General features: G+C 36.6%; 14 protein-coding genes, 4 tRNA genes and 1 riboswitch. Of the genes, 17 read left to right on the top strand and 1 reads right to left on the bottom strand.

The window, feature by feature from the left end; genetic code table 11:
- The first annotated feature begins 4 nt into the window (after window positions 1–4).
- From AB8S09_RS03085 to AB8S09_RS03030, 12 genes are all read left to right on the top strand, one after another.
- On the top strand, window positions 5–484 hold the full coding sequence (locus AB8S09_RS03085) for a F0F1 ATP synthase subunit B (protein WP_294184836.1): 480 nt from the start codon (window positions 5–7) through the stop codon (window positions 482–484).
- 2 nt (window positions 485–486) lie between these two features.
- Entirely contained in the window at window positions 487–1,032 is a 546-nt protein-coding gene (locus AB8S09_RS03080) for a F0F1 ATP synthase subunit delta (protein ID WP_294184837.1), read from the top strand.
- A gap of 4 nt (window positions 1,033–1,036) precedes the next feature.
- Window positions 1,037–2,548 (top strand): F0F1 ATP synthase subunit alpha, encoded by a 1,512-nt coding sequence (gene atpA / locus AB8S09_RS03075; RefSeq protein WP_294184838.1) that lies wholly within the window; start codon window positions 1,037–1,039, stop codon window positions 2,546–2,548.
- A 27-nt stretch (window positions 2,549–2,575) separates the two neighbouring features.
- Window positions 2,576–3,427 carry an ATP synthase F1 subunit gamma gene (gene atpG / locus AB8S09_RS03070; RefSeq protein ID WP_294184839.1) on the top strand — a complete coding sequence of 284 codons (852 nt, stop codon included), beginning with the start codon at window positions 2,576–2,578 and terminating at the stop codon, window positions 3,425–3,427.
- Between the two features lie 19 nt (window positions 3,428–3,446).
- Complete coding sequence (gene atpD, locus AB8S09_RS03065; RefSeq protein WP_294184842.1) at window positions 3,447–4,841, top strand: F0F1 ATP synthase subunit beta; 1,395 nt, start codon at window positions 3,447–3,449, stop codon at window positions 4,839–4,841.
- A 12-nt stretch (window positions 4,842–4,853) separates the two neighbouring features.
- Window positions 4,854–5,252, top strand: a complete 399-nt coding sequence (locus AB8S09_RS03060) for a F0F1 ATP synthase subunit epsilon (RefSeq protein WP_294184845.1) — start codon at window positions 4,854–4,856, stop codon at window positions 5,250–5,252.
- A 214-nt stretch (window positions 5,253–5,466) separates the two neighbouring features.
- A complete protein-coding gene (locus AB8S09_RS03055) occupies window positions 5,467–6,204 on the top strand; it encodes a hypothetical protein (protein ID WP_294184847.1) in 738 nt (245 codons plus the stop codon).
- Between the two features lie 55 nt (window positions 6,205–6,259).
- Entirely contained in the window at window positions 6,260–7,516 is a 1,257-nt protein-coding gene (gene murA / locus AB8S09_RS03050; protein ID WP_369868473.1) for a UDP-N-acetylglucosamine 1-carboxyvinyltransferase, read from the top strand.
- Between the two features lie 144 nt (window positions 7,517–7,660).
- Entirely contained in the window at window positions 7,661–8,668 is a 1,008-nt protein-coding gene (gene spoIID / locus AB8S09_RS03045; RefSeq protein WP_294184852.1) for a stage II sporulation protein D, read from the top strand.
- 156 nt (window positions 8,669–8,824) lie between these two features.
- On the top strand, window positions 8,825–9,538 hold the full coding sequence (locus AB8S09_RS03040; RefSeq protein ID WP_294184866.1) for a M23 family metallopeptidase: 714 nt from the start codon (window positions 8,825–8,827) through the stop codon (window positions 9,536–9,538).
- 249 nt (window positions 9,539–9,787) lie between these two features.
- Window positions 9,788–10,042, top strand: coding sequence for a sporulation transcriptional regulator SpoIIID (gene spoIIID, locus AB8S09_RS03035; protein ID WP_106008335.1), 255 nt, complete (start codon window positions 9,788–9,790; stop codon window positions 10,040–10,042).
- Between the two features lie 100 nt (window positions 10,043–10,142).
- Window positions 10,143–11,174, top strand: coding sequence for a rod shape-determining protein (locus tag AB8S09_RS03030; RefSeq protein ID WP_294184874.1), 1,032 nt, complete (start codon window positions 10,143–10,145; stop codon window positions 11,172–11,174).
- Between the two features lie 11 nt (window positions 11,175–11,185).
- Here AB8S09_RS03030 and yyaC read toward each other — a convergent pair whose 3' ends face one another.
- Window positions 11,186–11,719 (bottom strand): spore protease YyaC, encoded by a 534-nt coding sequence (gene yyaC / locus AB8S09_RS03025; RefSeq protein ID WP_369868472.1) that lies wholly within the window; start codon window positions 11,717–11,719, stop codon window positions 11,186–11,188.
- A gap of 256 nt (window positions 11,720–11,975) precedes the next feature.
- On the opposite strand from yyaC, the gene AB8S09_RS03020 reads away from it, so the two are divergent.
- The 5 genes from AB8S09_RS03020 (at window position 11,976) to metK (ending at window position 13,768) form a co-directional block, all read left to right on the top strand.
- A tRNA-Thr gene (locus tag AB8S09_RS03020) sits at window positions 11,976–12,051 on the top strand.
- 4 nt (window positions 12,052–12,055) lie between these two features.
- Window positions 12,056–12,140 (top strand) — tRNA-Tyr (locus AB8S09_RS03015).
- A gap of 19 nt (window positions 12,141–12,159) precedes the next feature.
- Window positions 12,160–12,235, top strand: a tRNA-Val gene (locus tag AB8S09_RS03010).
- A 34-nt stretch (window positions 12,236–12,269) separates the two neighbouring features.
- Window positions 12,270–12,354 (top strand) — tRNA-Tyr (locus tag AB8S09_RS03005).
- A 57-nt stretch (window positions 12,355–12,411) separates the two neighbouring features.
- Window positions 12,412–12,522: riboswitch (SAM riboswitch) on the top strand.
- A 70-nt stretch (window positions 12,523–12,592) separates the two neighbouring features.
- Window positions 12,593–13,768, top strand: coding sequence for a methionine adenosyltransferase (gene metK, locus AB8S09_RS03000; protein WP_294185250.1), 1,176 nt, complete (start codon window positions 12,593–12,595; stop codon window positions 13,766–13,768).
- Window positions 13,769–13,827: the final 59 nt, after the last annotated feature.

Genomic DNA, 13,827 nt, shown 5'->3' with positions numbered 1-13,827 from the left:
TAATATGGAGTTTAATTTATTTAGAATTATAGCTACCATTATAAATTTTGGTTTGCTTGTTCTTATCTTAAAACATTTTTTATTTGACAGGGTAAATAGAACTATAGATAATAGACAGAATGAAATTGTAGGTAAGATAAGCAGTGCAGAAGAAAATATGAAAAAAGCTCAAAGTTTGAAAGAGAAAAGTGAAAAACAGTTAAGTAATACAAGAGAAACAGGTAAAAGTATAGTAGAGGAATACAAAGTAAAAGCTGATAAAGTTTCCTCAAATATTGTAAAAGATGCGCAAAATGAGGCACAACTTATACTGAAAAGAGCAAAGACTGAAGCCGAGAGAGAAAGGGAAAAAGCACAGGATGATATAAAAAATCAAGTAGTTGATCTGGCTATGTTAGTTTCTTCAAAAGCTTTAGAAGGTTCTATTGACGAAAAACAGCATAGGAAACTTATTGAGGATTTTATAACTAAGGTAGGTATCTGATCATGTATGAGTATTTGAACAGAAGGTATGCCCTTGCACTTTACGAGATAGCAGAGGGAAAGGGAAAAGTAAAAGAATACCTAGATGAGTTGGAACAAGTTGTAAATGCCATAAACAAGGATACTGAGTTTCTGAAAATTATGGAATATCCAGAAATCAGCACCGCAGATAAAAAAAAGATGTTTACAGAAATATTTAAAGGTAAGATAAATGAAGACATTTTTTCATTTTTATTGGTTCTTATAGAAAAGGGAAGAATTGATCAGTTGAATGAAAAATTTAAGGAAATGAAGGATATTTATCTTGAGAAACACAATACTGTTGTAGCAAAAGTAAAGACAGTTATTCCGCTGCAGGAAAGTGAAAAAAAGAATTTGAAGCAGAAACTGGAAAAGAAATTCAACAAAAAAGTTTTGATTGAAGATGAAATTGATCCCAACATTATAGGTGGAGTTTACATAGATGTAAACAATGAAGTAATTGACGGAACCATAAGATCAAAACTTTCCGAAATGAAAAAAATTATGCTTAAAGGAGAACAGAGGTGAGCCTATGAATGTAAAACCTGAAGAAATAACTTCAATCATAAAGGATGAAATACAAAAATATGAGAAAAAAATAGAGACTGTTGATTCAGGTACTATAATTCAAATTGGAGATGGTATTGCTAGAGTTTATGGTCTTAATCAATGTATGGCTGGAGAACTTTTAGAGTTTCCACATGATGTTTATGGTATGGCTTTAAACCTTGAACAGGACAATGTAGGCTGTGTTCTTTTAGGTTCCGAAGAGGGAATAAAAGAAGGGGATACAGTTAAAAGGACCGGTAAAGTTGTGGAAGTACCTGTAGGTGAAGCTCTTATGGGAAGAGTGGTAAATTCTCTTGGCCAGCCCATAGATGGTAAAGGACCTATTAAGGCAAAAGAAACAAGGCCTGTGGAATTGGTTGCACCGGGTGTCATAACAAGACAGTCCGTCAAAGAACCTCTTCAAACTGGAATAAAGGCAATAGATTCTATAATTCCAATTGGAAAAGGGCAGAGAGAATTAATAATAGGAGATAGACAGACAGGAAAGACTGCTATTGCTATGGATACCATAATAAATCAGAAGGGAAAAGATGTAATATGCATTTATGTGGCCATTGGACAGAAACAATCCACTGTGGCACATATAGTAAATGATTTGGTGGAAACAGGAGCCATGGATTATACAATAGTTGTATCTGCATCTGCATCGGAATCGGCACCACTTCAATATATAGCCCCTTATGCAGGATGTTCTATGGGTGAATATTTTATGAATAAGGGAAAAGATGTACTCATAATCTATGATGATTTATCTAAACATGCTGTTGCCTATAGAGAAATGTCACTGCTTCTTCGAAGGCCGCCTGGAAGAGAAGCTTATCCAGGAGATGTATTCTATTTGCATTCACGGCTTTTGGAAAGGGCAGCAAAACTTTCGGATAAACTGGGAGGGGGATCTTTAACTGCACTTCCCATAATAGAAACCATGGCTGGTGATGTCACTGCATATATACCGACAAATGTCATTTCAATAACAGACGGTCAGATATTCCTTGAAACAGAGCTTTTCTATTCAGGACAGAGACCTGCAATAAATGCAGGGATATCGGTATCCAGAGTTGGAGGAAATGCACAGATTAAGGCAATGAAACAAGTTGCTGGAACTTTGAGGATAGATCTGGCACAGTACAGAGAACTAGCTTCCTTTGCCCAATTTGGATCTGATCTGGATAAGGAATCAAAGAGAAGGCTTGAAAAGGGAAAAAGATTAACTGAAGTATTGAAACAGCCTCAGTATCATCCTATGCCTGTTGAAAACCAGGTAATGGTATTATTTGCTGTTTCTAGAGATTATCTAATGGATGTGCCTGTAGAAAAAATCTCCCAATTTGAAGAAGAATTTCTCGACTATATGAATACCCATCACGGTGAAATAGGGAATGAAATTCGAGAGAAGAAAATTTTATCAGATGAACTGAGTGATAAACTTGGCAAGGCTATAGAAGAATTTAAAAAAATATTTTTAGCAGAGTAGAAATACTTGCTCTGCGGGAGGTGAAATATGGCAGGGGCAGGACTTGTTAAAATCAAGAGAAGAATTAAATCGATAACTAGTACCCAAAAGATAACAAAAGCCATGGGGCTTATTGCCACCTCTAAACTTAGAAAGGTTAGAAGAAAACTTGAGGCAAATAACAAATATTCTGAACTTTTTGGTTCCATTATAAATGAACTTGTCCTGGAGACTGAGGGAAATAATATTTATATAGATGGCAATAACTCCGATAATAAGCTCTACGTAGCTTTGAATTCAGATACGGGGCTATGTGGAGGATTCAATATGAACGTTGTAAATAAAACAGACTCCATTATGTCAAAAGAGAAGGACAAATCCATTTTAGTGGCCGTAGGGCAAAAGGGCAGAATGTATTTTAAAAGGCTTGGTTATAATACGCAGGCGGAATATGTGGATATTCCCGATGTTCCTACGATAAAAGAGGCAAGTACTATAGTTTACAAGGCATTGGAACTTTATAGGGAGGGTAAAGTTGGAGAAGTCAATATAGTATATACTAGATTTATTTCTACAGTCAGGCAAAATGTAGTTGTTGAAAAATTACTCCCGCTTGAAAGTAAAAAAAGTGAAAAAAGAAATTTTCTTATAAAGTTTGAACCAGCTGCAAGTGAAATGATAGGTGATATGGTGGTCTCACACTTGAAACAGAAAATACTCAATTGTATGATAAATTCAAAAGTCAGTGAACAGGCTTCCAGAATGACAGCAATGGATGGAGCTACCAAAAATGCAAATGAACTGCTCAGTGATTTGAATCTTAAATACAATAGGGCAAGGCAGAGTGCCATAACGCAGGAGATAACTGAAATAATTGGAGGAGCAGAAGCTCTGAAGTAAGAAGTGAGGAGGGACGTTGATGCCAAATATAGGCAAAGTTATTCAGGTTATAGGACCTGTAGTAGATATAAAATTTGATACAGAAAACCTTCCTAACATATATAATGCCATAGATATACAGTCGGGAGATAAAAAAATTGTTACTGAAGTCGCCCAGCATTTGGGGGACGATATAGTAAGAACTATATCTATGGAAAGTACAGATGGACTGGTTAGAGGAATGAAAGCCGTGGATACGGGCGCACCAATATCTGTACCTGTTGGAAAAAATGTATTGGGGAGACTTTTTAATATGTTAGGTCAGCCAATCGATGAAAAGGGAGAAGTAAAGGCAGATAAATATTATCCTATTCATAGATCAGCTCCAAGTTTTGAGGATCAATCTGTAAAACCTGAGATGTTTGAAACCGGTATTAAAGTTATAGATTTAATTGCACCTTATCAAAAAGGTGGTAAAATAGGACTGTTTGGAGGAGCTGGTGTTGGCAAAACGGTTATTATTCAGGAGCTTATAAACAATATAGCTAAACAGCACGGTGGACTTTCTGTTTTTACCGGTGTTGGAGAGAGAACAAGAGAGGGCAATGACTTGTATTATGAAATGCAGGATTCCGGTGTAATAAATAAAACCGCCCTGGTATTTGGACAGATGAATGAGCCGCCAGGAGCAAGAATGAGAGTTGCACTTACAGGTCTTACCATGGCAGAGTATTTTAGAGATCAGGGTCAGGACGTACTCTTGTTTATTGACAATATATTTAGATTTACTCAAGCAGGTTCGGAAGTTTCCGCACTTCTCGGAAGAATACCAAGTGCTGTTGGCTATCAGCCGACACTTGCCACTGAGATGGGTGCACTGCAGGAGAGAATAACATCTACAAAACAAGGCTCCATTACGTCTGTTCAGGCTGTATATGTGCCGGCAGATGATTTGACTGACCCGGCACCGGCAACTACTTTTACACATCTTGATGCTACTACGGTCCTTTCAAGATCCATATCAGAACTTGGAATTTATCCTGCCGTTGATCCGCTGGCATCTACTTCTAGGATTCTTGATCCCAGGATTGTGGGGGAAGAACATTATAAAATAGCTTCAGAAGTTAAACATATACTTGAAAGGTACAGTGAACTTCAGGATATTATCGCTATACTCGGGGTAGATGAACTGTCAGAAGAAGATAGGCTCGTGGTTTTAAGAGCCAGGAGAATACAGAGATTTTTATCTCAGCCTTTTACTGTTGCAGAGCAGTTTACAGGATATAAGGGTGAATATGTTCCCATAGAAGAAACTATAAGAGGATTTAAAGAGATACTGGAAGGTAAGTATGATGATTTGCCTGAAGCAGCTTTTCTTTTTAAGGGGACTATTGACTCAGTAGTTAAAGCAGCTGAAAATATGGCGAAGAGTTAAGAGGAGATCAATATGTCAAAAGTGTTAAAATTGACTATCCTTACTCCCGACAGGGAATTTTATAAGGGAGAAGTGGTAGAAGTGATAACTGAAAGTACTTTAGGAGGCATAACGATTCTTCCGGATCATATGCCTTTGATAACTACCTTAAGACCTGCTGATACGGTGATTGTTCAAGGTGACAATAAGCAACTGAAGGCATTTACATCTGTTGGAATACTGGAAGTAAAGGAAAATGGATTGAGGATTTTATGTGATGCCTGTGAGTGGCCTGATGAAATAGATGCGGCAAGAGCTCAGAGGGCCAAATCCAGGGCAAAAAAAAGACTGGCTAATAGAGATGGAGTAGACGTAAAAAGGGCAGAACTGGCCCTGGCCAGAGCCCTGGCCAGAATTAATCTAAAACAATAAGAAATGTATATTTCATATTCTGTTTTAAATATGAAAAAACGCTGCCAAACTTCGTTTTCATGAAGTTTGGCAGCGTTTTTTTGTGCTGAATTATGCACTTTTTACTAAGTGATTTTATATATTAATATCGAGTCATGTTAATATTTTTTTGAATATTAACGTAAAAGTTGTCCATAATGCTTAAGAGAGGAAAGAGAGGTAGGAGCTGTTCTATATGAAAAAGAATGTAAAAATAGCATTTTGCCTGCTGCTGTGTGTACTTTCTTTTCAGTATTATGTAAAAGCTTATGGAAACACTTTAGGCAATTTGAATTTTTCGCGAAGTATCACTGCAGTTGAGAAAAAAAATGATCTGTTTAAGGACATACTGGATGAAACCCACGGTGTTCCCCGGGAATGTAATCTCATGGTTATATTTAGTACAGATAAACCAGGGGAGAAAACTGTAGATGGAATATTTCAGAAGTTACTTAAATATGGAGATTTCAAAGGTAAATATTTAAATAACAATAAAACATATTCCGTAGAATTTAACGGCGGTGATATAAGTGGCTACATAGAAAGTGTTCAATATGAAGGCCATAATATTATAACTGTCAATATTCTGGAAAAATCCGTGAATTATAATCTGCCCCATTTGAAAAATACAATTACAGAATGTCTACCTGGTGGAGAAGGAAAATACAGGTATTATCAATATGTAAAGGCCAGGATACAAAGTGGAAGAACTGCAGCTGTGAATGAAAAAATTGAATCTGTATTGAAATGCATGGGCACATCCGATATCAAAACTGTGCTCATAGATCATGGCTATAGTTCCACTGCCAATACTCATATGTTTGATCCTATACAAAGCGGCGAAAATCTAGTGGATTTTAATTATTCCGTCGTAAAATATCCAAGTGGAATCTATATAATTATGGGAACGCCAGAAATAATGACAACATACTAGTATATTAAGTACAAAATAATCAACATATCAGCAAATTATAGAATGGAGGAACATTATGAGTAAAATAGTGGTTAGGGGAGGAAATAAACTTCATGGAGAAGTAAACATCAGTACTGCTAAAAATTCTGTGTTACCTGTTATAGCAGCTTGCATTTTAAGTGGGGGAAAATGTGTGATAGAAGAGGTCCCCATGCTTGAAGATGTTTTTGTAATAAGCGATATACTGAGAAGTATATTTGCGGAAATAAATATAGATAGAAATACAAATAGAATTATGATAGACACTTCCAATATAAGGGATTGCAGCCCCTGCAGCGAACTTGTAAAAAAAATGAGGGCTTCATTCTTAATAATGGGACCTATGATATCTAGATTTGGAAAATTTAAGTTATCTCTGCCGGGGGGCTGTAATATTGGCACCAGGCCTATAGATCTGCACTTGAAGGGTTTTAGTGCTCTTGGTGCAGAGATAAATATAGGTCACGGATATGTGGAAGCACGGGCTGAGAAATTGACAGGGAATAAAATTTATCTGGATTTTCCCTCTGTAGGGGCTACTGAGAATATAATGATGGCGGCAGTCATGGCTGAAGGGGAAACAATAATAGAGAATGCAGCAGAAGAACCGGAAATAAAGGATCTGGCAAAATTTTTAAACAGCATGGGTGCAAATGTTATAGGTGCAGGTTTCGGAACTATTTGTATAATAGGAGTTAAAGATTTACGTGGAAGTACCCATAGACCTATATGCGACAGGATCGAAGCAGGTACTTTTATGGTAGCTGCTTCGATAACCAGAAGTAAAATCAAAATAAATGGTATAAATGAAGAACATTTAAAACCTATAATTGCCAAATTAACTGAAGCGGGAGTATATATAAAAACCGAAAAAAACAGTTTGATTGTAGATGGAAATAGAGAATTGAGACCTATAGATATTAAAACAATGCCTTATCCTGGGTTTCCCACAGACATGCAGTCTCAGATGACAGGTCTTTTGTGCACAGTTAGGGGGACTAGTATAATAACTGAAACTATTTTTGAAAATAGGTTTATGCATGTGGTGGAAATGAAGAGAATGGGGGCAAACATAAAAATAGATGGAAGAAGTGCGGTTATAGAGGGTGTTGATAATCTCACGGGAGCAGAGGTAAGGGCAACTGATCTAAGAGCTGGTGCTGCCTTGATACTCTGTGGCTTAGCAGCAGAGGGAGAAACGGAAGTTGCTGATATATACCATGTAGACAGGGGGTACGTGGATATTGAAAAAAAGCTCAGAGGACTGGGTGCAGATATAAAGAGAATAGATTGAGAATTTGGAGTGTTTTAATGAGAAGGTTATTGGGATCTTCTTTTTTTTTATCTAAATAATTATGATGGAATATTTTAGTTGAAGCAGTAATAGAAATATATTATTAAAAACATAGATGCGTATAAAATGATAGAGGTACAAAACATGAATTTTTTAAAAAAATTTGCAATATCGGTATTAATGAGCATGCTTTTTATAATTTTGCTTTCTCTTGTTATGACCGGAAAAGGAGGTGTGGAAAAAGGTCTTCCTAAATTTATAATTAAGTCTAAAGCCGAACCTCAAAATATAAAAGTGTATATGACCAGGGAACATAAAATAGAAGAAATGACTCTGGAAAATTATGTTCTTGGAGTAGTGGCAGGAGAAATGCCGGCGGAGTTTTCCGAGGAAGCTCTTAAGGCCCAGGCCGTGGCAGCCAGAACTTTTGGTGTAGCTCACATGGAAGCATATGGAGGCAAAAAATATAAGAGCAATACAGGGGCGGATGTATGTGATACTGTTGAGTGTCAGGTATTTAAAAGCAAAGAGGAAAGAATGGATACATGGCCTAAATCAAAGGCCAATGAATATTGGCTTAAAATAAAGCAAGCCGTACAAGATACTTCGGGACAAGTGCTGTCATATAAAGGTAAATTAGTTATGGAACCTTATTATTTTGCGATAAGCGGTGGGAGGACGGAAAATGCAAAAGATGTATTTGAAGGGGGTGCAGAGTACTTGAAAAGCGTTGATAGCCCCGGGGAAGAAAATGGACATAATAAATATAAAACTTCTCTGGGAGTATCCTATAAAGATTTTGTAGATAAAATAAATTTGTATTATCCTGGTGCAAGGCTCAATGCAGGGAATTTGTCTAGTGAAGTAAGCATACAGGACAGAACAGAAGGTGGAGCTGTTAAAGAAATTAGACTTGGTTCAATTATTATATCTGGAACTAAATTCAGAGCTATTATGGGACTGAACTCCACAAATTTCAATATAAATTTTAGGGATAAAATTTATATTGATTGTCTGGGATACGGTCATAGGGTTGGAATGAGCCAATGGGGGGCAGATGCGATGGGTAAGAATGGTAAAACTTATGTACAGATTTTGAGTCATTATTATACTGGTATAAAATTGAAAGACGTGTCTTTATTTCTAAAGTAAATTTAATATTGTGAAAATGAGGTGAAGATTTCACCTCATTTTTTTATCCGGCTCCACCTGGAGCCAATAACCACTTGATGAAAAATTTAGAAAAAAATTTATAAAAAATGTATTTTTTGTTATTCTCTGGACAAACTACAAAAAGGAGGTGTTTATATGGACAAAAAATTTTCAAATAAAGCAATTAACTTTTTGAAAAAGGAGGGCTTTTACGTAATATTATTTATTTGCCTTTGTATAGTTGCAACGGTTGCACTATTAACTGCAAAGAATAATAAAGATCAGAGTGCCCAATTGCAAAAAAGTAATGCTATAGAACAAAAACAGGCAAAACAAACCGCAAAGACAGACAAAAATCCTTCTTCAACTTATGACAATGCCCTTCAAGTTAAAAAAAATAGTCGAACAAGTGCAAATGCCGAGCAGAAGACTTCAAAAGAGGTAGCTAATTCAATGAGTACCTCGTTTCAAAAACCAGTAGAGGGAATTATTGCAAGAGGATTTTCAGAAGATCCGGTGTATTGGAATTCTACTGGAACATATAGACCAAATTTAGGATATGATATACAAACGGATTTAGGAAAACCGGTGTTTGCAGCAATGGACGGGAAAGTTGAAGAAGTAAATACTGCAACGCAGGATGGAGTGGAAATCATAATAGATCATCAAAATGGCTTAAAGACAGTCTATTCTAATTTGGATCCAAATGTCAAAGTTAACAAGGGCCAAATGGTAAAAAAAGGATCAGTTATAGGAATAGTCGGCAAGAGCACATTGAGATCGGCTTATGAAAAATATGGAAATCATTTGCATTTTGCTGTTTTAAAGGGAAAAGAATTTGTTGATCCGGGAAAATATATAAAATACTAATAGTTGGCCGTTTCTCTTGAATTTTATTCAAAGTTTAAATTATGGGTGAACTCTGTCTGAACTTTAGAATTACTTTTTAGGGAGATGGCCTCCATAAGATGAATTTTGGAATATAAAAGGGCATATTTATATATGGAAAGAAAAGTTAGTGACAAAAGTTTTTGAATTAAATGAAAGAATATTCAAATAATTTTATTGATAGAAAACACTGAATATTAAAAAATGTTTATATGAAGGAGTTGATCGAATATGAAAGATTATATTGAAGAAAGAGTTCTGGAAGTTGCCAAATATATAATAGGCTCTAAAGCCACTATAAGAAAAACTGCAAAAGTTTTTGGAGTTAGCAAGAGTACTATACACAAAGATATGACGGAAAGATTACCTAAAATAAATCCCCAGGTTGCCCAGGAAGCCAAGAGTATACTTGATTATAATAAGGCGGAAAGACATATAAGGGGTGGAAAAGCTACTAAAATGAAATATAAAGCTATTGAAGGTTGAAAACATTCCTATTATAATTAAAATATGATATGATATTTAATGAATAAATATATTTGTGCTTTTTTATGAAAGGCAAGTTAGAGTAGGAGTGAAAAATAGGATGTTTTTTAATATAGGAACTGATATGGGGATAGATTTAGGTACGGCTACAGTACTTGTGTATGTGAAAGGCAAAGGGGTGATTTTGAAGGAACCCTCAGTTGTTGCCATAGATAAAAACAGAAGTAAAGTACTGGCTGTAGGAGAAGAAGCATGGCAGATGATAGGCAGGACACCAGGTAATATTGTTGCTATTCGTCCATTAAAGGATGGAGTTATATCTGATTATGATGTAACAGAAAAGATGCTGAGATATTTTATAGGAAAAGCCTGTGGGAAAAAGAGAATGTCTGCGCCTAGAATAGTTGTGTGTATTCCCTGTGAGGCTACTGAGGTCGAAAAAAGAGCTGTAATTGATGCGGCTAAAAATGCAGGGGCAAAAAAGGTATTTTTGATTGAAGAACCTCTTGCTGCAGCTATAGGTGCTGGAATTGATATAACCAAGGCAAGCGGAAGTATGGTGATTGATATAGGAGGAGGAACTACCGACGTAGCTATAATTTCACTGGGAGGAATAGTGGTAAGGGCCTCAATTAAGGTTGCAGGAGACAAGTTTGATGAAGCCATAATGAAATATATTAGGAAAAAACACAAATTGATGATTGGAGAAAGGACTTCAGAGGATTTAAAGATAAAAGTAGGTTCTGCATTTCATAAAGATGAGGAAAATAGTATGGAAATAAGGGGAAGAGATTTAATTACCGGACTTCCAAAGAATATAGAGGTGTCTTCTAAAGAAATGAGGATAGCCTTAAAAGAAACTGTAAATGCCATAGCAGACACAGCCAAGGCAGTATTGGAAAAAACTCCTCCAGAGCTGTCTGCAGATATAGCTGAAAAGGGAATTGTCATGACTGGAGGAGGGGCTTTGCTAAATGGTTTGAGCGATTTAGTACAGGAAGTAACCTGTGTCCCCGTGTATGTAGCTGAAGATCCAGTATCCTGTGTGGCTTTGGGTACGGGAAAGGTTCTCGGATATTTGGATAAGATGGAAGTCGTTTTTACAGGTGATGACATAACCTTGATAGATTAAATATGTCATAGCTACATTTTGTGATTATAGAGATAATATGAATGAATTAGTGAATGAAGTATTACTTCAGCCATATTTAGGATTAGATTTAGACGTATATTACTGCTGCTGCTGAATATACCTTCACTATTGTTTGAATCAACTATCCCTATTATTGATGAATCTCCTACGTTTGGGAGAGATTTTCCCACCCCTTTACCAGGGTGTACGGGAAAATCTCTTGCTTGTATTTCACCAATGGATTCAATCTCGCCCAGACAGGCATCAATTCCTATGATACTGTTGTGGGGATGAAGTGATTTTATGCTGTTTAATTTATTTTCAATATTTAAAGCATGTATTGGTTCTGAGATTGTGCCATAGACGGGAAGTGGGAAATTTTTACGATTTAACAGGGTACCTACTAGGGGGCCGAGGCAGTCTCCTATGTATCTGTCTGTGCCGATGCACACTATAATGTTATCTTTATTTATATGATCTTTCAAGAAATAAGCTAAGTCGTAGTATGCCAGCGGGTTTTTATAATTTGATTTTATTTTACTCAATACATTCACCTTCTTTTATGCATGCAGTGCTTATGATAATATTTATGGGGTACACTATATATAATCTATATGATTGACTCATGTAAAATATTAGATCTAAATTATATGTATATGATTTTAAAAGAGATGTTGAGTTATAAAGAGAAATAAGCAGTTAATATTGAATTTCAATGGAATATGAAATTTGAAAATAACCTTATAAAAATGTATACTAAACTACGTTAAACGTTAAACATCGTTGTATTTATTACAATGTGCTGGCATAGCTCAGCTGGTAGAGCAACTGACTTGTAATCAGTAGGTCGTGGGTTCGAAGCCTACTGCCAGCACCAATGTGGAGGAATTCCCGAGCGGCCAAAGGGGGCAGACTGTAAATCTGTTGTCAGTGACTTCGATGGTTCGAATCCATCTTCCTCCACCAATAATGATGTTAAGATTACGGGCGCATAGCTCAGCTGGGAGAGCATCTGCCTTACAAGCAGGGGGTCACAGGTTCGAGCCCTGTTGTGCCCACCATTTTTATAATGAATTCTATATCAGTACAATATGTGGAGGAATTCCCGAGCGGCCAAAGGGGGCAGACTGTAAATCTGTTGTCAGTGACTTCGATGGTTCGAATCCATCTTCCTCCACCACAAGAGCACTGAAAAGTGTTTTTTATTTTGTGAATATTGTAAGCTTACCGTAAAAAACTCTTATCCAGAGAGGTGGAGGGAAAAAGGCCCAATGAAACCCGGCAACCAGGGAAAATTTTTAAATTTACCAAGGTGCCAATTCCTGCAACGTGATTTGCAAGATAAGAGAGCTGTTAATTATTTAACCTCTTCTTATTGGAAGAGGCTTTTATTTTTACATGATGTGGAGGTATTGAAAGTGAGAAAGTTATTTACATCTGAATCAGTTACAGAAGGACATCCGGATAAAATGTGTGATCAGATTTCAGACGCTATTCTAGATGCCATATTGGAGAAGGATCCTTATGGCAGGGTAGCATGTGAAACTGCCACTACTACAGGAATGATATTAGTTATAGGAGAAATATCAACTAATTGTTATGTTGATATTCCTAAAATAGTAAGGAAGACCGTAAAGGAAATAGGATATACCAGAGCTAAATATGGATTTGATTGTGATACCTGTTCTGTAATGACTTCTATAGATGAGCAGTCATCAGATATAGCTTTGGGAGTTGACAAATCCCTGGAGGCTAAAAGTGGACAGATGGAGGAAATAGATGACATAGGAGCGGGAGATCAGGGTATGATGTTTGGATTTGCAACTAATGAAACTCCTGAATACATGCCTATGCCCATATGTTTGGCCCACAAATTGGCAAAGAGGCTGGCACAGGTTAGAAAGGACGGTACATTGAAATATTTGAGACCGGACGGCAAGACCCAAGTAACCATAGAATATGAAGATGATAAACCGATTAGGGTTGACAATATAGTGGTATCTGCCCAGCATGATGAACGGGAAGCTAAAGAGCAGATTGAAAAAGATATAATTGAAAATGTCATAAGACCAGTTGTACCATCCAAATTTTTGGATAAAGATACTAAATATCTTATAAATCCTACAGGAAGGTTTGTGGTTGGAGGCCCCCAGGGAGATTCGGGACTCACAGGGAGAAAGATAATAGTGGATACATATGGCGGATATGGAAGACACGGCGGCGGTGCATTTTCAGGAAAAGATCCGACTAAAGTAGATAGATCCGCTGCTTATGCTGCAAGATGGGTGGCAAAGAATTTGGTAGCTGCAGGCGTGGCGGATAAATTAGAAATACAACTTGCCTATGCTATAGGGGTGGCAAAACCAGTGTCCATAAATGTGGATACCTTTGGTACAGGAAAATTGCCAGCAAAGAAAATAGTTGATATAGTGAAGAGGGTATTTGATTTGAGACCTGCTGCTATAATAAAAGATTTGAATTTAAGAAGACCCATATACAGGCAGGTTGCAGCCTATGGACATTTTGGCAGGACGGATATAGATTTGCCTTGGGAGAAATTAGATAAGGTTGACGAAATAAGAAAATATATTTAGATATAAAGGGAAGTGCCTTGAAATTATTTTTAAAAATAGTTTTACAGCACTTCTTTTTT

Origin of the sequence: Clostridium lapidicellarium (genome assembly GCF_041224415.1) — a bacterium.
Classification (GTDB): Bacteria; Bacillota; Clostridia; order Clostridiales; family Clostridiaceae; genus Clostridium_B; species Clostridium_B lapidicellarium.
Note: the sequence above shows the minus strand (reverse complement) of the source record. Positions and strands in the feature narration are given on the sequence as shown.

What these genes read in the sequence shown, in the direction of transcription:
- AB8S09_RS03085 (WP_294184836.1), top strand. Translation starts at nt 5, where the DNA reads ATGGAGTTTAATTTATTTAGAATTATAGCTACCATTATAAATTTTGGT.
- AB8S09_RS03080 (WP_294184837.1), top strand. Translation starts at nt 487, where the DNA reads ATGTATGAGTATTTGAACAGAAGGTATGCCCTTGCACTTTACGAGATA.
- atpA (WP_294184838.1), top strand. Translation starts at nt 1,037, where the DNA reads ATGAATGTAAAACCTGAAGAAATAACTTCAATCATAAAGGATGAAATA.
- atpG (WP_294184839.1), top strand. Translation starts at nt 2,576, where the DNA reads ATGGCAGGGGCAGGACTTGTTAAAATCAAGAGAAGAATTAAATCGATA.
- atpD (WP_294184842.1), top strand. Translation starts at nt 3,447, where the DNA reads ATGCCAAATATAGGCAAAGTTATTCAGGTTATAGGACCTGTAGTAGAT.
- AB8S09_RS03060 (WP_294184845.1), top strand. Translation starts at nt 4,854, where the DNA reads ATGTCAAAAGTGTTAAAATTGACTATCCTTACTCCCGACAGGGAATTT.
- AB8S09_RS03055 (WP_294184847.1), top strand. Translation starts at nt 5,467, where the DNA reads ATGAAAAAGAATGTAAAAATAGCATTTTGCCTGCTGCTGTGTGTACTT.
- murA (WP_369868473.1), top strand. Translation starts at nt 6,260, where the DNA reads ATGAGTAAAATAGTGGTTAGGGGAGGAAATAAACTTCATGGAGAAGTA.
- spoIID (WP_294184852.1), top strand. Translation starts at nt 7,661, where the DNA reads ATGAATTTTTTAAAAAAATTTGCAATATCGGTATTAATGAGCATGCTT.
- AB8S09_RS03040 (WP_294184866.1), top strand. Translation starts at nt 8,825, where the DNA reads ATGGACAAAAAATTTTCAAATAAAGCAATTAACTTTTTGAAAAAGGAG.
- spoIIID (WP_106008335.1), top strand. Translation starts at nt 9,788, where the DNA reads ATGAAAGATTATATTGAAGAAAGAGTTCTGGAAGTTGCCAAATATATA.
- AB8S09_RS03030 (WP_294184874.1), top strand. Translation starts at nt 10,143, where the DNA reads ATGTTTTTTAATATAGGAACTGATATGGGGATAGATTTAGGTACGGCT.